This window comes from Saccharopolyspora mangrovi (genome assembly GCF_035320975.1).
Lineage (GTDB): Bacteria > Actinomycetota > Actinomycetes > Mycobacteriales > Pseudonocardiaceae > Saccharopolyspora > Saccharopolyspora mangrovi.
Genome location: NZ_JAWLNX010000016.1, coordinates 116782 through 137630 on the forward strand (window position 1 = coordinate 116782; position 20849 = coordinate 137630).

At 67.7% G+C, this 20849-nt stretch carries 16 protein-coding genes and 1 pseudogene; 10 read left to right on the top strand and 7 right to left on the bottom strand.

All coding sequences use genetic code 11. From position 1 onward, the window contains the following. Positions 1–7: 7 nt before the first annotated feature. On the top strand, positions 8–1216 hold the full coding sequence (locus R4I43_RS22050) for an amidohydrolase (protein WP_324267579.1): 1209 nt from the start codon (positions 8–10) through the stop codon (positions 1214–1216). Then, the gene (locus R4I43_RS22055; RefSeq protein ID WP_324267580.1) at positions 1114–2553 is read left to right on the top strand and encodes a DUF3100 domain-containing protein; all 1440 of its coding nucleotides are present in this window, start codon (positions 1114–1116) and stop codon (positions 2551–2553) included. Before R4I43_RS22050 ends, R4I43_RS22055 begins: the two co-directional genes overlap by 103 nt. A 419-nt stretch (positions 2554–2972) precedes the next feature. On the opposite strand, the pseudogene R4I43_RS34375 reads toward R4I43_RS22055, so the two are convergent. The 7 genes and pseudogenes from R4I43_RS34375 to R4I43_RS22090 all read right to left on the bottom strand — a co-directional run. Then, positions 2973–3215 (bottom strand): annotated as a pseudogene (locus R4I43_RS34375) (hypothetical protein); the annotation flags it as partial. A 38-nt stretch (positions 3216–3253) separates the two neighbouring features. Further along, the gene (locus tag R4I43_RS22065; protein ID WP_324267582.1) at positions 3254–4240 is read right to left on the bottom strand and encodes an aldehyde dehydrogenase family protein; all 987 of its coding nucleotides are present in this window, start codon (positions 4238–4240) and stop codon (positions 3254–3256) included. Next, the gene (locus tag R4I43_RS22070; protein ID WP_324267583.1) at positions 4137–4628 is read right to left on the bottom strand and encodes an aldehyde dehydrogenase family protein; all 492 of its coding nucleotides are present in this window, start codon (positions 4626–4628) and stop codon (positions 4137–4139) included. Before R4I43_RS22070 ends, R4I43_RS22065 begins: the two co-directional genes overlap by 104 nt. Before the next feature lie 28 nt (positions 4629–4656). Then, the gene (locus R4I43_RS22075) at positions 4657–4959 is read right to left on the bottom strand and encodes a putative quinol monooxygenase (RefSeq protein WP_324267584.1); all 303 of its coding nucleotides are present in this window, start codon (positions 4957–4959) and stop codon (positions 4657–4659) included. Between the two features lie 43 nt (positions 4960–5002). After that, positions 5003–6043: an Ldh family oxidoreductase gene (locus R4I43_RS22080; protein WP_324267585.1), complete on the bottom strand. Its 1041-nt coding sequence runs from the start codon at positions 6041–6043 to the stop codon at positions 5003–5005. 429 nt (positions 6044–6472) lie between these two features. Beyond that, on the bottom strand, positions 6473–7330 hold the full coding sequence (locus R4I43_RS22085; RefSeq protein ID WP_324267586.1) for a helix-turn-helix domain-containing protein: 858 nt from the start codon (positions 7328–7330) through the stop codon (positions 6473–6475). A 699-nt stretch (positions 7331–8029) separates the two neighbouring features. Next, positions 8030–8995, bottom strand: coding sequence for a PDR/VanB family oxidoreductase (locus R4I43_RS22090; RefSeq protein ID WP_324267587.1), 966 nt, complete (start codon positions 8993–8995; stop codon positions 8030–8032). Positions 8996–10121: 1126 nt separating this feature from the next. On the opposite strand from R4I43_RS22090, the gene R4I43_RS22095 reads away from it, so the two are divergent. The 8 genes from R4I43_RS22095 to R4I43_RS22130 all read left to right on the top strand — a co-directional run bounded on the left by R4I43_RS22095 (position 10122) and on the right by R4I43_RS22130 (position 20703). After that, a complete protein-coding gene (locus R4I43_RS22095; protein ID WP_324267588.1) occupies positions 10122–10925 on the top strand; it encodes a hypothetical protein in 804 nt (267 codons plus the stop codon). 624 nt (positions 10926–11549) lie between these two features. After that, complete coding sequence (locus R4I43_RS22100) at positions 11550–13922, top strand: YncE family protein (RefSeq protein ID WP_324267589.1); 2373 nt, start codon at positions 11550–11552, stop codon at positions 13920–13922. 121 nt (positions 13923–14043) lie between these two features. Beyond that, positions 14044–14976 carry a DUF1775 domain-containing protein gene (locus R4I43_RS22105; protein ID WP_324267590.1) on the top strand — a complete coding sequence of 311 codons (933 nt, stop codon included), beginning with the start codon at positions 14044–14046 and terminating at the stop codon, positions 14974–14976. Beyond that, complete coding sequence (locus tag R4I43_RS22110; RefSeq protein WP_324267591.1) at positions 14973–16733, top strand: copper resistance protein CopC; 1761 nt, start codon at positions 14973–14975, stop codon at positions 16731–16733. Before R4I43_RS22105 ends, R4I43_RS22110 begins: the two co-directional genes overlap by 4 nt. A gap of 64 nt (positions 16734–16797) precedes the next feature. After that, complete coding sequence (locus R4I43_RS22115; protein WP_324267631.1) at positions 16798–18630, top strand: PepSY-associated TM helix domain-containing protein; 1833 nt, start codon at positions 16798–16800, stop codon at positions 18628–18630. 397 nt (positions 18631–19027) lie between these two features. Beyond that, positions 19028–19684, top strand: a complete 657-nt coding sequence (locus R4I43_RS22120; RefSeq protein WP_324267592.1) for a lytic transglycosylase domain-containing protein — start codon at positions 19028–19030, stop codon at positions 19682–19684. Between the two features lie 12 nt (positions 19685–19696). Further along, positions 19697–20248, top strand: coding sequence for a DUF2231 domain-containing protein (locus R4I43_RS22125; RefSeq protein WP_324267593.1), 552 nt, complete (start codon positions 19697–19699; stop codon positions 20246–20248). 14 nt (positions 20249–20262) lie between these two features. Then, positions 20263–20703: a Rieske (2Fe-2S) protein gene (locus R4I43_RS22130; RefSeq protein WP_324267594.1), complete on the top strand. Its 441-nt coding sequence runs from the start codon at positions 20263–20265 to the stop codon at positions 20701–20703. The last annotated feature ends 146 nt before the right edge of the window (positions 20704–20849 follow it).

The following is a 20849-nucleotide window of genomic DNA, read 5'->3' on the forward strand; positions in this document are numbered from 1 at the left end:
GGCGCTGATGGAGCCGAACGATGCCCTGATGTCCGGTCTGGCCTGCGGCGTTGAGCGCTGGCGGGAGCAGGTGCTCGCGCTGGCCCGGTCCCTGCACGCCAACCCCGAGCTCTCCTTCGAAGAGGCTGAGTCTTCTGCTGCGATCGCGGAACTGCTGGGAGTGGGTGGATTCCACGTCGAACGCGGTACGGGTGGTCTGCCGACCGCCTTCACCGCCACGGTGGGAACCGGCGAGCTGACGGTCGCGCTCTGCGTCGAGTACGACGCGCTGCCTGAGATCGGTCACGCCTGCGGGCACAACCTGATCGCAGGCGCTTCCACAGCCGCGGCGCTCGCACTGGCGCCGCACGTCGACGAGCTGGGCATCACCCTCAAAGCGATCGGTACCCCGGCCGAGGAGCATGGTGGCGGCAAGACGCTCCTGCTGGAGGCAGGCGCGTTCGACGGGGTGGGCATGGCCCTGATGGTGCATCCGGTCCAGGACGGGGTCACCTACAACCCGGCCGGGACCAGTGCTCAGGCCGTGGGCAGGTACCGCGCCGTCTTCTCCGGCAAGGCGGCCCACGCGGCAGCTGCTCCGCACCTCGGCGTGAACGCCGCCGACGCCGCCGTGCTCAGCCAGGTCGGTGTGGGCCTGCTCCGCCAGCAGATCCCGGGCGATCATCGGATCGCGCTGTACGTCGCAGAGGGCGGCACCGCCACCAACATCATCCCGGAGCGCGCCGTCGTGGAGTTCGAATGCCGCGCGTTCACCTTGCCCGAGTACTGGGCACTGCTGAAGCGGGTGCGCGGTTGCTTCGAGGGCGCGGCGATCGCCACCGGTACCGAGGTGACGATCGAAGCCACCGAACCGCTCTACGAACCGCTCGTGCAGGACGATGCGCTGGCGGCCCACTGGACCGCGGCCATGCAGTCGTTCGGGCGCGACACCACTCCGTCAGCGGGGCTCAGCGGCGGCTCTACTGACATGGGCAACGTCAGCCAGGTGATCCCGAGCCTGCACCCCTGGCTGAGCATCCCCGGAGCGGACGTGCCCATCCACTCGCACGGCTTCACCGCCCTCGCCGACACCCCCGAGGCCTACGGCCTCATGTTCGAGGCGGCGACGGCGCTGTGCTGGACCGTCGCCGCTGCCGCCACCGATCCCGAGCAGAAAGCACGGTTCATCTCCGCGTCCTTCCAACGGAAAGCATTGCAGAAAGCAGGAATTCGATGACCACTCTCGACACTCCCGTGAGAGCAAGACCGAAGCAGACACTGCCGATCGCCGCCTTAGCGCTGGTCATCGGGCTGGCCGTTCAGCTCATCGGCAAAGTCGACATCAACCTGGGCATCGGGTCCGTCATCATCTTCCCGATGGTGTGGGGGCTGATTCTCGGCCTGCTGGTCTCGGTCCAGAAGTTCCGGCCACTCGGTCTCGACCTGCAGAAGGTGGCGGCGGCGCTGGTCGGCGTGGCGGTGATGCTGCTGGTGGCCCGTCTGGCGTTCAACATCGGCCCGAGCCTGCCGACCCTGGTCCAAGCGGGTCCTGCACTGCTGCTGCAGGAAGTCGGACACCTGCTCGGGACGGTCGCACTGGCCCTCCCGCTGGCCGTGCTGCTGCGCATGGGCAAGGCCACGATCGGCGCCACCTTCTCGCTGGACCGCGAGCCGTCGTTCGCGATGGTCTCGGAGAAGTACGGACCGGATTCGGACCAATATCGCGGCGTGCTGGCGATGTACGTGTTCGGCACCCTCTTCGGGGCGGTGTTCATCACGCTCCTGACATCCCTGGTGGCGAACTGGCGCATCTTCGATCCGCTGGCGCTGGCGATGGGCGCGGGTGTTGGGTCCGGATCGATGATGGCTGCGTCCACGGCGAGCATCGTGGAGGCTTATCCCGCCGATGAGGAGGCCATCCTCGGGATGGCGTCCGTGTCGAACCTCATCACCACAATTCTCGGCGTCTACGTCGGGATCTACATCGCGCTGCCGCTCGCCGACCGCTTCTACCGGTTGCTCACCCGCCGTCCGGCCACGCCGGATGACGGCTCTGAGCCGGCGAGTTCCGGTGCGAGGCCGGATGCGGACACGGCCAACCGCGCGTTCAGGGAACAGGTCGCCGAGGCCGCGGCACAGATCTCCCTGCCGCTGTGGCTGTCGCTCGGTGTGCTGACGGTGCTGGGCATCGGCACCGCTTCGGTGTCGGCCGGCGCCTTGAGCTGGAAGATCGTCGGCGGTTACGCGGTGCTGCTGGCCCTGGTGCTGCTCGGCCTCCTGCTGGCGAAGGTGACGCGCAAGATCTCGGCGATCGTGTGGATCACCACCGTCGGCGCCTACATCTCGAGCCCGTGGTTCCCCGCCGCCGAGGTACTGAACCCGCTGGTGAAGTCCGTGGACTTCCTCTCGATCGCCACCATCATGCTGACTCTGGCTGGCCTGTCGCTGGGCAAGGACATCCCGCTCCTGCGACGCATCGGATGGAAGATCATCCCGGTCGGCCTGGTCGCGATCACGGCCTCGTTCCTGCTGTCGGCGGTGATCGCCGAATTCGCCCTCGGCCTGTGGAGCTGACGATCGGGCATCCCGAGCCATGATCGCGCGAAAGCCTTGGTGGTGAAGACCGCCCGATGTGGTTTCTGGGGCGACCGGTGTGGTTCGTCTCCACCGCACGTCCATGCGGGGGCCTTCGATCGAAGTTCGAAGGCCCACCTCATCGTCTTCTGCCGGTGATAACTGCGTGCTGACTTGCCGTGGGAATGCGTCGCTGCAGGTGTGCCTGCGGCGACGCATTCCGGTGTCAGCGCTTGGCGTGTTCGGCGTCGACGCGGGTGGTCACGCCGTTTTCGACCAGAGTGCGGGTGGCGTCGGTCGAGGCGTAGGTCCAGAGGATGCGCATCGGTGCGGTGTCGGAGCCGTTGCGGAAGCGGTGGGGGGACTCCGGCCGCGACGTAGGTCGTGTCGAACGTGGTGAGTTCGTGCTCCTGGCCGTCGATTTCGACGATGGCGTTGCCTTCGAGGATCACCACGCTCTCTGGGCAGTTGTGGGTGTGCAGCGGGATTCCCGCGCCGCCCTCGAACAGCGTCTGCCCGTTGAGGAAGATCTCGGCTCCGCGCGCCTTGGTTACCAGCGGGATGGTGCGCGCCCCGCCGCCGCGCGAGAATGACTTGAGGTCGGCGGTGTGCAGCACGCACGGGGGAAAGGTGCCGCGGCTAGGGGTGGATTCGGTGGACATGGTTCTCCCGTCTGCTTCGGGGTGGGTCAGCCCGCGACTCAGTAGGTGCGGACGTTGGTGGATTCGCGGATACCGGCGGTGGCGAGTTCGCGGCCGTGGCCGCTCTGCTTCGTTCCGCCGAACGGGACTCGCGGGTCGCTGGCCACGATGGTGTTGACGAATGCTGCACCGGAGGTGATGCGCCGGGCGACTGCGATCGCGCGATCGGTGTCGGTGCTCCAGATGCTCAGGCCGAGGCCGTAGTCGCTGGAGTTGGCGAGAGTGACGAGACTGTCGTCGTCGGCAGCGGTGGCGATCGCCGCAACCGGCCCGAAGGTCTCCTCGTCGAAGGCGGTGACGCCAGGCCCGGTAGCTGCGAGAACGGTCGGCTGGTACCAGTTTCCGGGGCGGTCGATCGGTGCTCCACCGGTGAGCAGCTGGGCACCTTGGTCGAGGGACTTCTCCACCTGGAGGTGCAGCTGGTCGCGCAGATCAGCCCGGGACAGGGGGCCGATCTGAGTGTCGGGTGCGGTCGGGTCTCCCACGGTCAGCGCTCGGGTCTTGGCCACGAACTGACGGGTGAATTCCTCGGCGATGCTGTGGGCGATGAGGAACCGCTTCGCGCAGACGCAGCTCTGCCCGGAGTTGGTGAAGCGCGCCTTGACCGCGGCGGTGGAGGCGGCGTCGACGTCGGCGTCGTCGAGGACGACGAACGCGTCGGAGCCGCCTAGTTCCAGCACTGATTTCTTGACCGCGCGTCCCGCGAGCGCGCCGACCGAGGAACCGGCGCGGTTGCTTCCGGTCAGCGTGACGGCGGCGATGCGCGGGTCGGCGATGAGCTTCTCACTGACGGCAGCCACTTCGGGCTCGGGGATGATGAGCGAGGTGAGCAGGTTGGGTGGGAAGCCAGCGCGCACGAGGAGTTGTTCGATCGCGATCGCGCTACCGGTGACGTTGGGGGAGTGCTTGAGCAGCACCGCGTTCCCGGTGGCGAGGGTCGGGATCGCGAAGCGCATGACCTGCCAGAACGGAAAGTTCCAGGGCATGACGGCGTAGACCACACCGTTTGGCTCGTACCCCGATCCAGGCCCGTGCTCCGTCGATGTCGACTGGTCCGTCGGCCAGGATCTCCGGGGCGTTGTCCACGTAGAACTCCGCCGTGACGGCGGACTTCTCGATCTCACCCGAGGATTCGGTCAGTGGCTTGCCCATTTCCCGAGTGATCAGGTCGGCGTACTCCGTGGAGTGCGCGCGCAGTGATTCGGCCAGTTTTGCGAGCAGGGCGAGCCGGTCCTGGAGCGGCGTGGCTGCCCACTTCGCCGCCGCTGCGTGTGTCGCGGTGAGGGCTGCCTCGATGTGCTCGGCGTCGTGGCCGGGGTAGGTGGCGATCTCGGAGCCCGTGGCCGGGTTGATGGTGGTGATCGCGGTGTTCATGAGGCCTCTCAACGAGGTGGGATCGGTTTCACGCGTGGTGGCGCAACGTTTCGGCGAGGGTGTTGTGCTGGCTGCCGGGCACCACGTGCTCGGCAACCGCCTTGCGCCATTTGGCGAAGTGCGGAGCGGCCCGGTGTGCCTCCACCGCGGCTTGATCGGTGTAGAGCTCGTAGAAGACGAAGTGGTGATCATCGGTGGTGTCGACGTTGACGTCGAAGTAGTGGCAGCCGGGTTCGTCGTTGAACGTGGAGTGGGCGTTCTTGGTGATCGCTTCCAGGAACGCCTCGCGGTGGCCGGGCTTGACCCGCAGGGAGACGACGAGGGCGAGCATGGGTGACTCCTTGTTCTCTCGGGTGTCGTTGAGGTCGAAGTGCTTAGGCTGTGGCGGTGGCTTCGCTGGGCTCGGGCATCGGGACGCCGGTGGAGGAAGCCAGTTCGCTGAGGTCCTGCCACGTCTTGGGCGCAAGGGTGATGCCGGCGGTGGAGTTGCGGGCGAGGTTGCGCTGTTCGATCTCGCCCGGCACGAAGATCTCCGCCACGCCGGGTGCGGTGGGAACGGGCTTGGTCTCGGCGACGAGGGATTCGATCCGGGAGGTGAACTCGTCCACCGGTTGCACGGCGGCGATGTCGACGACCATGAGGAAGTGCCCGCACCCTGACCGGCGTTCGGGGTCGTAGGGGCCGGCGACTCCGGCGCCGAAGGAACTGCCCGTGAGCACACCGGCCAGGACGTCGAACATGAACGAGATGGCGTAACCCTTGTGTCCCGCCAGAGGCAGGATCAGGCCGTCCACGGCCTCGCGCGGATCCGTGGTGGGCACACCGTTGGCATCGGCGGCCCAGCCTTCGGGGATCGGTTCGCCGCGTTCCTCAGCGAGGTAGATCTTGCCGCGGGCGACGGCGGTGTTGGCGATGTCCATGACGGCCGTGCCGTAGGAACCTGCGGGTGCGGTGATCGACCATGGGTTGGTGCCGACGGACTTCTCCCGGCCGCCCCACGGCGCCATCGCCGGGCTGGCGTTGGTGGCCAGCAGGGCCAGGCACCCTGCGTCGGCGACCTTGCGGGTGAAGTAGGCGGCGGTGCCGAAGTGGTTCGAGTTGCGAATCGCGACGCCGGCGATCCCGTGTGCCTTCGCCCGGTCGATGCCCAGTCTCGCCGCTCGGTCGGTGATGACCTGGCCGATGCCGTCCTGGCCGTCGAGGACGACCAATGAACCGGTGTCGGTGACGATCTGCGGTTCACCGGACGAGCGCATCGCTCCACTGCGGAGGCGTGCTGCGTACCACGGCAGGCGGAGCATTCCGTGCGAGGAATGGCCCCACAGTTCGGCGACGACGAGGCTGTCGGCGAGAAGCCGGGCGTCGTCTTCAGGAACGCTCAGCGTCCTGAGGATTCGCGTGCCGAACTCGGTCAACGATGATCAATTGGGCGACCGCGCGCGGGGCGTCTGCCGGCGGGGTTAGCGGCGTGTCGTGGGCGGCGTGTCGTGGTGTGTTGTGGGTTCGGGCTCGGGGTGTTGGGAGAGCGGCTGTTCGTCGCGGTGGGTGGCCCAGCGTTGTGGAGTCTTGGGAGCCCGTGGGCGCGGTCTGCTTGGCGAGGCGCGGATCACCTCCGCCTCGGCGAGCCATCCCTCTTTGTCGGCGCTGCGGAGCTGACACGTCTCGAGATACGCGGCGACCCGCTGCACGACCCGGTCTGACATGGGGCCCGGGAGGCGACGTCGACGTATCGCCGCGTGTCGAATACGCGGAGCTCGTCGCGTCTCATCCCCTTCTCGAGCAGCACATCGTCGAATGCGTGAGTCACTGTGTGTCCTTTTCACCACGGCCTCGGCGAGGTGTCTTCAGCCCGTGCTCAGGTGCAGGGCGATTCGGTGTTCGTGCGGTGGCGACCACTCCTTCAGGGTCGTGTTATGTTCGGCTGGCCAGCGGCAGACGATCGCGTTGAGCGGGCCGTTGAGCTGATACCGCAGCCGGATCAGGAACCGGTCAGCCTGATGTGCGTCGAACGGCCCGAGTTGTGCGTGGAACAGTACGACGCCCCGGTGCGAGATGGCCTGCAGGACGTTGACGTCGCCGAAGTGATTGCGGAATCCGTTCATGAGATTGCGTTTATGCGCGCTGTGGCCGGGTGCGGGTGTGTGCGGCCTGCTCCAGACGATCCACGCGACCTTGGCTTCTGGGATCCACCACTGCGGTTCGGTGGTCGTCGCTTGCCACTGGGGCAAGACCGTGGCGATGCGTGTGCGCATCGTGTCCTTGAGGAGCGCTTCGTCGATCAGGCCCCAGCGCGCGAGGTACTGACCGACGGTCGCGGGACTGAGCAGCACTTGGAACTCCCGGTTGACCAGGTCAGAAACCGCCTGCCTGCTCCACAGTTCAGCTCGGAGACCATGCGAATTCGGCGTGCCCTGGGTGATGGTGCGGATCGTCCACTCCTGCTGCTGCGTCGACAGCGCGAGCTGCTCGCCTGGACGTCGTCCCCGTGTCCTCGCTCTGAACGAGTCCTCGCCGCTGCGCCGAAAGGCGCGCACCCACGCGCCGACGGTCTTGCGGGACACGCCGAGCAGGCGCGCGACGTCGGATTGCGATGCCCCCGACTCGACCGCGGCGACGGCGCGACGACGGATCTCTTCCAGGGCCTCGGGGGAGAGTTTGCGTGCGTCCCGTGTCGTCATCATCAAGCCTTCAGCGTTGGTCATTCGATACATCCCAGCTACTCGTCGTTCGGGAACTCGCCGACGATGGACCTGGCGAGATGACGTCGTTCCTGGTGTTCTTGTGTGAGCACTGTGGACGATGACTAGGGTCGGCTGCGGGTCGCGCACCGCTACGCGGTCGCTGCGCTCTGGCGAAAACCCGACACCAGTGAAATTACCCGATCGGTTGCTTTCGAATGAACGGCTACGGTGTTAACTGTCCGTCAGTTCCGCGTCAAACGCGGTGGATGATCGGTGTGATGCGCAGTCACCTGAATCGGAGAAAGGTGTTTCCGCGTCAGCATCCCGAACTGCGCGCGTTGCCACGGAAAACACGAGGCCTGGGGCCAGTGGTGCCGGCGGGGCGGGCAGAGTCGGGTGGCACCCATTTGCCATCATCGGGTGTTCGGAGACTCCGGGCGGTCAGCGGTGCGGCAGAGGTGGCGGTACGGTGCCCGATCTGCGGAAACGACGTCCTAGGGAATTCGTTCGCCGATGTGGCGAGGCGGTTAACAGAATCCGGTGGACACGCTGTCCGCAGGGGTGTCCACCGGATCCCGTGAAAGCCCGGTCCGCACTCCAGGCCCATTCCACGGTACTGAGTCATCGGCCGGTTTCCTGTGGGCGAGCTGTGAAGATCCCTAGAAACGCTCTGAGCCCCCGCGCCAGGTGGATGGCGTGGGGGCTCAGAACGTGATCGGGCTACAGGTCGAGGACGAGCCGTTTCCCGCACGTGCGCGACACGCAGATCATCATCGTCTGGTTCGCGGCGCGCTCGGCTTCGGTGAGCAGGGAGTCGCGGTGGTCCGGGACGCCGTCGAGCACGGGAGTTTCGCAGGTGCCACAGATGCCCTCTTGGCATGACGACATCACTGGCACGCCAGCGTCTTCCGCGACCTCGAGGATCGAGCGGTCTTCCGGCACGTTGAGCGTGAGTCGCGAACGCGCGAGCTCGACCTCGAAACCACTGGTCTGCGCATCGACCTTCTTGGCGGTGAACCGTTCGAGGTGCAGCGCGCCGCGGTTGCGTGACGAGAAGCGGTTCTCCACGTCCGTGAGCAGAGACTCCGGACCGCAGCAGTAGATCGCGGTTCGGCGGCACGCCCTCCGGAGCAGGGCGTCGAGGTCGAGACGGCCGGTCTCGTCCTGCGGGCTCAGGCTGACCCTCGACCCGTAGCGGGCGACCAGCTCGTCAGCGAATGCCATCGTGTCGCGGGACCTTCCGCCGTAGGCTAGTCGCCAGTCGGCCCCCGCCCGGTCGACGGCGTCGATCATCGGCAGGATCGGTGTGATACCGATGCCGCCGGCCAGGAACAGGTACTTCTTGGCCCTCATCAGCGGGAAGTGGTTGCGGGGACCGCGAATCCGCAGCAGGTCGCCCTCGGCGAGTTCGCGGTGGACGTAATCGGACCCGCCTCGGCCGTCCGGTTCGCGCAGCACCGCGACTTGCAGCGTCGAGCGGTCGGCGGGGTCACCGCACAGCGAGTACTGGCGCACCAGGTCGTCGCGCAGCACGAACTCGATGTGGGCGCCGGGTTCCCATTCCGGCACCGGGCCGCCATCGGGATGGCGCAAGGTCAGCCGCACGACACCGGCGGCGAGGACGTCTTTGCGGTCGAGCTGGACCTTGAGCTCCACCTCGGTTCTGGACAGGGCGCCCGTCGTCATCAATGCCTCCTCAGTGAGCAACCGCGTTCCGCGCACGATCAGTGGGTGATGCGGAATGACACGCGGTTTCCCGGATTCGAATGCCGCCACCGTTGGCGCGCATCGGCGTCGCTGACGCCGCGCGAATAAGTGGTGTCGGAATGGCCGGCCAGGTCATCGTGACACGGAGACAACGTCCTGACCAGCACCGTTCGGCGTCTCGTGCCCTTCCTTTGCGCTTCGTGTTCACATGGCCGAAACACGTGCGGGCAAGGTGTTTCCGCAGGTCAGCGGGCCCACCGGCCAGTGGTGACGCGCGAGGTAGTTCTGGCGTGAAAGCGGGGGCGCGATGAACGGGCGGCGAAAATCGTTCCCCGCTTCGGGGTGGGCGAATGGATGATCGTTTCGACAAAAGGCGTCGTTGTCGTGCCTGCCAGTCCGATGTGCATGATCGATTCGGCTGTCACAATTCTGCGTGGCGTTCGGATCTGGAAATGTCGATCGGGCAGACGGTTCACCTGCCGGAAAATCACATTGCCAGCACGAATTCATGCGACGATGACGGGTGCGAAACGTCGAAGATACACTTCCCGCGTCGCACTCCAGCGTTCAGCAGGGGCGACGAGGACCGATCCGCGGCGTGCGGCGATGTGGCCCGCGCGGAGTGCCGAAGCGCTGGTTCATAGCCGGACGATGTGACGACCGATCGCGCATGACGTTGCGATTGGGCGAGAAACCGCGCCGTGGAGCGAGACAGATTGTTTTCACGACGGGTTTTGCCACCACTGCCTCGGCTCCTCCGGTCCTGGCGCGCGGGAAATAGGTTCCACCAGGCGAGCCGGAGTCAGCGGTGTGGGGCGGGCCGGGGTTGTGAACTATTTGCCGGACGACGCATTCGGCGCTGTTTATCCGGAATCCCGTCCACAAGAGATGATTCGTCGGGTGAAGGCCTGTTCAGGGGCAGGATCCGGGGGAACGAAACGAGCGCGAAACACGCGTCGATCATCGCTGTCACCGCGATCTGGGCACCGCTAGGCGGACGTGCCACCATTGCTCGGTCCGCGCTGAGCTCCCAGGCTCGCACCGGTGGATGTGGATTTGCTGAGAACAGGCGAAGAAAGCGCCTTGAATGGGGGGAGGAGAAGGCATGAGACTCCGCCGTGGCCTGACGTCCGCCGCGCTCGTGCTCGTGGCCTTCTCCGCCGCGCCCGCGGCCGAGGCAGCTGAACCCGCTGTCGTCGTCCCGACCTGCGCGGCGGTCGTCGAGGGTGCCGCTGGTGCCGAGGTCATGGTGCTTCCGCAGGCGTTGGTTGAGCCGGTCGCGACGGCGGTGCAGGGTGTCGTCGGCCTGCCCGGGGTGGCCGAGGCGTTCCGGGCGGAGTGGAGCGCCGCGCCACCGATCTCGGTGGGGCGGATCGGCGAGGGGCACCTGTCCGGGGGGCGCATCGCGGACGCCGCGATCGCGCGTCTGGCAGAGACCCCCGCCGTGCGAGCGGTCTTGGGCGGGTTGGCCCCGGTGGTGCACGCGACGTTGAGCCCGGTGTGCGGAATCGTGACGCACGTGGAAATCCCTGACCTGCCACGTCTCCCGCTCGGCCCCGCGCCCATGCCGCCCCAACCGGCGGAACCGCCTCCGCCTCCCGCTGCGCCGCCCTCGCAGTCCCCGGAACCCCCGGCTGTTGCCGATCAGGTGGAGGCCGGCGCCGTGCCACGTGCTGAGCAACGCGCGCCGCAGGAGTGGCCGTGGGCGGAGGGACGTCGCGTCGTCGGGGATCTGGAGCCCGGATCCGGAGAGCCGGAGATGTCGGCCGCGCGCACCGAGCTGACTGCGAGTCGTACGAGCTCGGTCGCGGACGAGGGGCCGTTGTGGCTGTTTTCGCCGTGTCGGTGCTGTTGGCCTTCGCGGCTGGCAACGGGATGCGCTACTGGGGTGGACGAGACTAGGGAATAGCAATTTACGAGGCGTCTGAATTGGGGTTCAGGCGGCCTCGAATCATGCCTTTTTGGCCGCGCTATCTCGCTCTTGTCGTGTCATTTGCTCAGGAGTCGCGAATGCGCCTGACCAGGGTTCTGCGGAAGGGCGTGACCATGGTGGCGCGGTCTCGGCGTCCCCTTGAGCGGCCGTGTGTGCGACTGTGACCAGCAGGGATGTGAAGATCCTGCGCTAGGGGCGGGCCGACCGGGGTGCGGCGGGAACTATTTCTCTGAAGCTGGGTTCAATTTCTTTAAAGTGTCGCGTGATGCATTGTCTTCTCTTCTGGCTACCTCAATTCCGATTGTCCGGCGAGGATCGTTTTACATTCGATTTACCGGTTGATCGTTTCGCTGGGATCGGCGGCGTGCTTAACTTCTTTTCGTTCGATTGACGTCGAGCATGACCCGCCGATCCGAAAACGAATTGACGATACCCGTGTGGCGCAGGGCTGCCCGGGTTTTCCGAACCGAGGATTCGGTGAGGTGCGGTCGTTCCTCCGGAAGAAGTGTCGGACCGCCGGAGTGCTCGGGACCGAACGAGCTTCGTCCCGACACCGCCGAACCGGCGATCTTCGCATCGCACGGATCAGAGAGGGATCACATGTCCGCAGAATCTCCTCCGGGAGCCCGAAAATGGCGCGGCCGCCTGAAAGCGGCCGCGGCGGTGGTGGTCGCCACCGCCAGCGCCGGAACGATGGCCGCGGTGCCGGCGGCTGCTCAGCAGCCGGTCGGCGCAGGTCCGCTGCCGGTGACCTTCCACATCAAAGATGACAACGGGAAGTGGTTCGACTCCGGCTTGAACCTCTTCGGCGGTCAGTCGCTGGCCGTCGCCGAGCTGCCTCGGGTGGGCACGTCGGCGGCCGACGGTTCGATCATCCCGAGTGCGCCTGATGGTGCGCTGCCGAGCCTGCCGGGACTCACCGGATTGGTCTCGCCGCAGAAAGCCACATCGCTGACCAACATGGATCAGGCCGAGGGGTTGACCGGCCTCGTGAAGGGCGCTGGCCAGCCGGTCCCGGCATTGGGGCAGACGGGTCAGAACTTGGCCCAGATGCTCAACCTGGACAGCACCCTGAAGACGGTCAAGGAGATCGGGGTCTCGAACCCGCAGGCCCTGCCGACTGCCCTGAAGGCCGAGCGGCTGCTGGGCACCTTCACTCAGCAGGTGGCCGGGATGCCGGTCGACGCGCCGATCAACCTGAACCAGTTGCCGGTCGGTGTGGACCTGCAGGGCGCGCTCAACGAGTTGCAGAAGTTCGCTGTCAAGGGCCCGCCCGTGACCGTGAAGTTCGTGGTGGACCCGAAGGAGTCGGAGGGCCTGCGCAACCCCATGGGCCTGATCGCCCCCGAGGGTGCGCAGGGGTTCCCGTTCATGGATGCCAAGGGAGCGTTCTTCGGCGAGAAGCAGATCCAGCTGACCGAGCCGGGCCTGTACGCGTTCGCCGACATGGTGTCGCCGTACATGCTGGGTGCGGTCGTGGTGGACGACCCGTTGACGATCGGACTGGACTTCGGCAAGCGGTCGCAGATCAACTCGCGCGAGCTCAACGTGCCGTCGCACTCCGACATCGTCAACAGGTTGGTGAACGCGTTCTTCAACATCACCAACCCGAACAACTGGCAGAAGTTCGACCCGAAGAACCCGGTCAGTTGGAATCCGACCCAGGCTCCCGCCCCGATCTTGCAGTACGACGAGGCGGGCAACCCGATCCTGATCCCGATCTTGGACGCGTACTTCGACTCGAAGTTCAAGTACCCCAAGACGCTCAACCCGGGTGATAAGGCTCCGCCGGTTCCCGGTGTCGGCGAGGTCTGGCTCGACACCGAGATGGAGGAGTTCGGGGAGAAGGACAAGGTCGGCTCCGCCACGCGGATCAACGCCGAGAACTGGAACATCGAGCGCAAGATCGGTGCTCCCGGCATCAACATGAACAATCCGCACAACATGTGGACCGACAAGGACTACAAGTTCCTCTACCAGTCCGAGTGGTTCGACGATGAGATCAACGCCTTCGACCGGGAGACCGGCAAGCACATCGTCAACACCCAGGTCGGCCACAACCCGGCGCACATCATGACCAAGCCGGGTACTGACCAGCTGATCGTCGGTCTCAACGCGGGCAACGAGATCGTCGAGGTCGCGCCGGGCGGTGGCGCTGTCACCAAGCGCATCAACGTCAGCCCGTCCGGGGAGATCCGCCACCCGCACGCACACTGGTTGTCCTACGACGGCAAGACTGCGATCACGCCCAACGTCATGACCGACAACGCCTCGATCATCGACCTCGACTCCGGGGCGGTCAAGACGGAGAAGACCGGGCAGTTCCCGATCGCGACCAGCATGACGTCCGACGCGAGCAAGGCGTACACGGCGGACTTCACCGGTCAGTCGATCACGTGCGTCTCCCTGAAGGAGAACGCGTGCGCCGACAACGGGAAGCTGGTGCACAGCAAGACGATCGACCTGTGGGAGAACTACAGCCCGATCGCCGGACCGGCTGAGGGCAAGCCCTTCGGCGGTCTGTCGATCCAGTTGCCGGTGAGCCCGGACGACAAGGCCCTCGTGGCGGCGAACGTGCTCTCGCAGACGGTCTCGGTGGTGGACCCGAAGACGGACAAGGTCGTCAAGGACCTGCCGTGTTCGGCGGGCTGCCACGGCATCAACTTCGGTGCCAAGAAGGGTGGCGGCTACTACGCCTACGTGTCCAACAAGTTCGCCAACGTCATGCAGATCATCGACGTCGATCCGAACATGGACGGCAACATCGCGGATGCGGCCGTTGTGGGCACCAAGACGCTCGACGCCACCGCGGACACCAAGGTCGACGGCACCATCACCGGCGCGTCCGGCATGGGCGGGCAGGGTGTCCTCGCGATTCCGCTGGTCTACAACGGTTGGGCCCAGCAGAACGCGGGCAAGTGGGCCGAGATGCTGACCCCGCAGCAGCGCGACCCGATCGGCACCGGCAAGTGATCCGGGCCGAGTGACCCCCCGGGGCCGGGTTCCGGCCCGGCCCCGGGCGGTCCACAACGCTTCCCCTCCGGCGACGTCTCGCTGTGAATGCCCTCCTTCCAACGCTTTCCGGGAGAGAGTCATGCCATGCTGTCCGAAAACCGCCCTGTACCTGGTGGTGGCAGGGGTGGTCACCGTCGATGTCGTGCTCGCGCCGACGCCGGCATCGGCCAGCGTGTCGCTGGTGCCCGACACCATCGCAGAAGGCGGCACCCGCAGCGTCGCGGTCCGCGTGGTCAACGAGGACGCCAACGCCGTCACCACCCGGTTCGAGCTGCACTTCCCGCGCCACCCGGCACTGCTGGTCGACGCGACCCCTGTCCCGGGCTGGACCGTGACCCGCCGGGACCGCCGAGCGGACCGGCCAGTGCGCGTCGATGACCGGGAAACCTCGGTCGTCACCGACATCATCACCTACAGCGGCGGGCGGGTCCGACCCGACGGCTACCAGGACTTTCCGCTCACGATGGCTCCGCTGCCGGAGAACACCTCCCTGGTGTTCACCGCGACGCAGACGTTCTCCGATGGACGGGTCCTGCGTTGGACCGGAGCGACCACCGGTGCCCCGACGATCACGATCGGCGATCCGACACCGGAATCGCCGGGACCGCAGTCACCGGCCGCCCCGGAACTCGCTGCTGGGCCGATGCCCCCTTCCACCACCAAATCCGCCGAAGCAGTGGCCTCCGCAGTTCCGCCTCCGGCGCAGGCATCGCCGGCTCCGGACCCGCGGGCGGTCGCAACCGCACCTTCGACCACCGAACGCCTTCTGCTCGGAGAACCCGCAGTCCCGCAGACCGACAGCCCGTCGTCGCGCTGGGAGGCCCTCGGACTCGGGGCCGCCCTGGCGGTGGCCGTGCTCGCAGCGATCGGGTCCCTGGCGCTGCGGGCCAGGCGGCGCGAGAGCGGTGATCCCGACGGCTTCTTCGCCGTGTTCGACGACGAACCCGCACCAGTACTCGACCACGACGGCCGTGCCGACCGCGCCGCCGTTTCGGAGGTGACCTCGCGATGACAGCGATGCTGACCCGACAACGACCTGCTCGACGAGACATCCCGCGCCCACCGATGTTCCGGCGCGTCCTCGCCGTCGTGCTGTTCGTCGCGGTGTGCTGGGGGGCGTTGCTGGCCACGATGCCCGCGCAGCAGGGGAATCCGGTGCTGCGCTCGACCTCGCCGGGCAACGCGGAGAACGTGAAATCACCGGACGAGGTGCTGCTGAGGTTCGACAGGCCGGTGCCAGCCGGACTGGCGACGATTCGCATCATCAGCCCGCCCGGTGACCAGGTCGTGTTCACCCGCCCCTACAACCCGGCCGGACAGGACGACACGGTGGCGGTCGCGATGCCGCCAGTGCGCTACGGCGGGACTTACACGGTCGCGTGGGCGTTGCCGTCCGACCGGCTCGAACAGGTCGCGGGCGTGTTCACCTTCGACGTCGTGGTCCCGTCCACGCCGGTCGGCGTTCCCGAGATTGCGGCGGAACACGATCCGTGGGTGACCGGTGCGCACGTCACGGCACGCGTCGCCGCGCTGGGAGCCATGGCGTTGCTGATCGGCGCGGCGGTGTTCGTCGCCGCCCTCCAGCCCGCCACCGCGAGGTCGAGGCCGGTGCGCAGGGTGCTGATCTGGTCCGGCATCGGCACAGCACTGGCAACGATCGGCACGCTGGCGACTTTTGGTCCGTACGCGGCGTGGGTTCCGCTCGGCGATGCCTTCGACCCCGCCCTTTTCTGGGCCGCTGTGGAATCGCCGACTGGGCGCGGGATGCTGAGCAGGCTGGCGCTGCTGGTACCGGTGCTGGCCGGACTGGTGTGGTTGCTGGAAGCCTCTCCCGCGGAGACGCGGCGCGCACGGTTGATGCGCGGAGTCGCCGCGCTCGGTGGGGGTGCGGCGCTGGCTGCGACGTGGCCGCTAGCCCGCACTCGCCCGATCGGCAGCCCGACGCCGCTCGAGGCCGTCGTCGACACCGCGACGCTCACCGCGGCGGCCGTCGGAATCACGAGCGTGCTGCTGATCGGACTCGCGGCGCGAAGTGGCCACCGGGAACCGGAACCCGTAGTGCCGCGGCTGATCCCGGTGCTGGCGGCCTGTTCCGCACTGCTCGCGTGCACCGGCGGATATCACGTGTGGCAGGCAGTGCGGGATGGCGAACCGGCCTGGCTCGCGATCGGCTTGGTGGCGCTCGCGGTGCTGCTGGTGGTCCTCAGCGCCGTGCTCCGCATCCGGATGCGACGGCATCGCGTTCTCGCCGTCGAATCCGTGGACCAGCGGCGGGCCGAACTCCGGACGCTGCGTACCGCGGCCGGCGTCGGGATCGGCGTCGCTGCAGTTCTCGTCGGCGCGACCTCGGCACTCGTGCTCGCGCAAGCACCGGACACCGCCCACGCCCGGACCGACAGCCCCACGCCCGCATCGATCCGGCAGCAGTCCGGGCCGTTCCGGCTCGCCTACGACACCGGCAAACCCGGTGGCCAGGGCTCGATCGACCTGGCGCTGATTCCCGCCGAGGAGAACGGCCGAATCCGGCTCGACACCCACATCACCGTCCTCGACGAGGTCGGTCACCCGACCGACGAGGTTCGCGTCACCGGCCTGCTCGCCAGGGAGAGGGCTGCCCCCGCGCCGCTCGAGCTGCGCTCCGCCACCGGCCCCGGGCACTCGGTCGGCGCGGCATCGCTGCCCGAACCGGGCAAGTGGGCGGTCGTGCTCAACGTGCGCACCCCCGACGGCGGCGCGCAGACGGTCGCCCAGCCGCTCGACGTGCACTGAGACCGACCAGGCCGGGCGCCCACTCGACGGGCCCCGGCCTCCTGGAAGGAGCCTTGCCGTGTCCATGGCGGAAACCGATCGCCCTCCCACCTCGGCGAAGCGCCGCCCGACCCCCGGCCCGATGACCGAGCTGCGCCTACTGGCCCGCCGAGTGCACTTCCTGGCGGGAATCGTGGTCGCGCCGTTCGTGCTGGTGCTGTGCGTGACGGGGCTGATCTACGTCTTCAGCCCGCAAATCCACGACAACCTCTACCACCGGCAGCTGTACGCGAACGCCCCGATCAGCACTCCGCGACCGGTGTCCGAGCAGGTCCAGGCCGCGCTCACCGCGCACCCGGAGGGGACTGTCCGCGAGGTGGTCACCCCACCGGAGCCTGGCCGTACGACACGCGTGGTGCTGTCGGTCCCGGGTTTGACAGGGCCGGAGGAGGGGCGGACGGTGTTCGTGGACCCCTACACGAACTTCATCAACGGCGAGCTCACGACCGTCGGGCACCGGCTGCCCGCGAACGTGTGGCTGCGGGAACTGCACAGCAACCTGCGGCTCGGCGAACCGGGCCGGGTCTACGCGGAACTCGCCGCGAGCTGGCTTCCGGTGATCACGATCGGCGGGCTGGTCGTGTGGCTCGCGCAACCGCGCAGGCGCAAACGGCCGAGCTGGCGGGAACTTCTACTCCCGGTCGGTGCGCGGGGGCTGCGGGAACCGTGGTGGCGACTGCGGGCGTGGCACGGCCCGCTCGGCGTCTGGCTCGCCCTCGGTGTGCTCGCGCTGTCGGTGTCCGGGCTCGCGATGTCGGAATACGCGGGTGGGCGCGCCGACCAGCGCACCGATCCGGCATCGATGGGAGCACCGAGCGTCGCGGCGCCGCCCGCGATCGGTTCACCTCCCGCGCTGCCGCTCCCCGGTGCGCTCCCGGTCCCGCCGCCTCCGCCGCTGGAGGTTCCCGCTGCGTCACCGGCCGCGGTACCGCCGAGGACCATCGAACCGGATCCCTCTGGCGGGAACTCGTCGCCCGGGATGGGGGAGTCCACCGCGCCCGACGGCGGCCCGAGCGCGCCGCACGCACCGCCCAGCGAACCCGGAACGCCGCCGCCCGGCGAGAAGCCAGAGCCGGCGCCGGAACCCGAGCCGAGCCCGGTACCGCCGCCGCAACCAGCGCCGGAACCGACGCCTCCGCCCTCAGATCCGCCGCTTCCGCTGATTCCCGGACTCCCGTTGCCCGACCTGTCCGACCTCCTGCCGGGAATTCTTCCCGAGATCCCGGGACTACCGCGGGCCGCGAGCACGGAGCCAGCGCAGACCGCGGTGAGCGCAGCGAGCGGAACGGGGGCTCGGGCCGTTGCCGCGGACATCGGAGTGGACCGGGCCGTCGAGATCGCTGTGGCCCAGGGGCTGCGCGGCGAGCTGATCGTGCGACCACCGCACGTCAGCGACGGCGCCTACTCCGTCGTCGAGCGCTCCCCGGGGCTGCCGCTGCAACGGGACAGCCTCGTGCTCGACGCCGTGACCGGCCGGGTGATCCAGAAGGTCGGCTGGGAGAACTACTCGTTCGGCGCCAAGTTCTCGGCGGTCGCCGTCGAGTTCCACACCGGAACGCTGTTCGGCCTGGCCAACCAGATCGTGCTCGCGGTGCTGGCCGCCGGACTGTTCGTCCTGGTGGCACTCGGCTACCGGATGTGGTGGGTGCACAACCCGTATCGCGGACGGTGGGCCTCACTGCCGCCACCGGTGTGGAGGCAACTCTCGCCGCCGGCGCTGGCCCTCGCCGTGCTCGCAGTGGTCGCACTGACATGGGTGCTGCCGGTTTTGGGAGCCAGCCTCGTGCTGTTCGTGCTGGCCGACGGGGCGATCAACACGATCCGGCGGCGACGCGCGACCGCCATGAGAGGTGAGTGACGTGCAGACGAGGTTCCTGCCCGACCGCGCCGAACACCGCACGCGGGCGCGCACCGCCACGGCATTGCTGGCGGGCCTGTTCGCACTAGCCACGGTGGACGGGATGGTGCCGAAGACGGAAACGGCCTCCCGACACAACGCCGGCACGGCACCACCAGTGCGTGCGGCCGTGGACGGGGGAACGCCGCTGTTCCTCGACGCGCCACCGCCTCCACCGGCCGTACCCTCCTCGCCCGTACCGGTGCCTGAAGGAGCATTGGGGATTCCAGCGACCGTGCTGAGCGCGTACGAACGTGCTGCCGCCGTCCACGCTGTCACCGATTCGAGCTGCCGGCTCACGTGGCCGGTCCTGGCCGGGATCGGGCGAGTCGAGTCACACCACGCGCGAAACGGAGACGTGACGCTCGACGGAACGATGCGCACACCCATCTACGGACCCCCGCTCAACGGGACCAGCGGAAACGCCGCCATCCGCAACGGCGACGGGTGGGACCGCGCGGCGGGACCGATGCAGTTCATCGCATCCACCTGGGCTAGGTGGGGTCTCGACGGATCGGCTGACGGACGCGCGGACGCTCAGAACGTCTTCGACGCGACGCTGTCAGCCGGGCGGTACCTGTGCGCGAACGGCACCGACATGTCCACGATGGATGGCCTGCGCGGGGCACTGCTGCGCTACAACCATTCGGACACCTACGTGGACATCGTGATCCGATGGATCCGGAGGTACGAGACCGGCGTTCATCCAGTGCGCGACGGCGGAAGAACCGCCTTGGTGGCCGAGTCCGCCGGATTCGACAGCAGCCCGGGTGCTACCGAGCCCGCTGCGTCGGCCCCTGCCCCCGCACCCGTCCCGCCGGCACCACCGACCGAGCCAGCCCCGCCAACGGCGCCACCTCCCGGCCCACCGCCCGAGTGCGGCCCAGTTCTCGACAAGGCACACGCATTGTGCCCGGTGGGGACGGTGATCGACGACATCACCGACGGGGTGCACGAGCTCGCGCACCCCGGGCCCTCCATGCCGGCGCCGGAGACACCGCGCCCGCCGTGGTGAACGCTCAGTCCAATGTGGCATGTCGAGAGAGATGAGGACGGCATGATTACAAGCTGGCTCCCCACGGAGATCGATGGGCTTCCGCTGCACCCGCTCGTGGTTCACCTCGTCGTCGTGCTCGTACCTGTGGCCGCGTTCACCGTGCTCGTTTCAGCGATCTGGCCGGCGGCCCGTGAGAGATTGGGCCGGATCACGCCGGCCCTGGCGTTATCAGCGGTGATCAGCGTGCCGATCGCTGAGAGCTCCGGCGAATCGCTGATGGAGGAAGCTCAGGTCTCCGCGCAGACCGCAACGCATGCCGAACTCGCTGAGTGGTTGCTGCCCTGGGTCGCCGGGCTGGCCGTCTGTTCGGTGGCCGTCCACATGTTGGGGCTTCGCGCGCGAGGCGGAAACGGAATCGCAGGACTGCCGAGGCGGCTCGTATCCGCCGCACTGATCGTCGGCGCGGTTGTGTTCAGCGTCGGGTCGACGGTGCAGGTGGTCCGGATCGGTGATTCGGGGGCGCGGTCGGTGTGGACCGACGCCGCGGCAGTCCAGTTCGCAAGGAATGAAGTGGTCCGATGAGGAAGGTGCACACCATGGAGCACGAAACAGGAATTCCCGTAAACCGACGCACGCTGATCGCAGGAACCGGGACGGTGGCGGGAGCGTGGGCACTGACGTCCTGCGCCGACAACGCCGAACCTGCGGCCGCCCCTGAACAGCCGGTACAACCCGGGCAGATGTTCACGCTCACCACCGTGTCGCAGGTTCCGGTCGGTGGCGTGGTGTCCGTTCCGGGACCCGACGGCAAACCGGTGCTGGTGTCGCAGCCGGAACCCGGCACCGTCAAGGCCTTCGACTCGACCTGCACGCACAAGGGCTGCACCGTCAACGCCGGTGAGACGAAACTCCAGTGCCCGTGCCACGGTGCCGAGTTCGACCCTGCCAGCGGAGTTCCCGTCGCAGGACCTGCGAAAACACCGCTGGCAACCGTGAACGTCCACATCGACGAGCAAGGCAACGTCCACGCGGCCTGAGGCCAACACGCGTATCCCGGCACGAACAACGCGGACAGGCCGGCTGCCGCGGCATGCAACTCGGTACCAAACGTCCCCAGTCAACCGCTTGCTCCTCCGGCGCACGGCGATGCACGACCACGCGCCCGCTTCCTGGAGCACGCGGC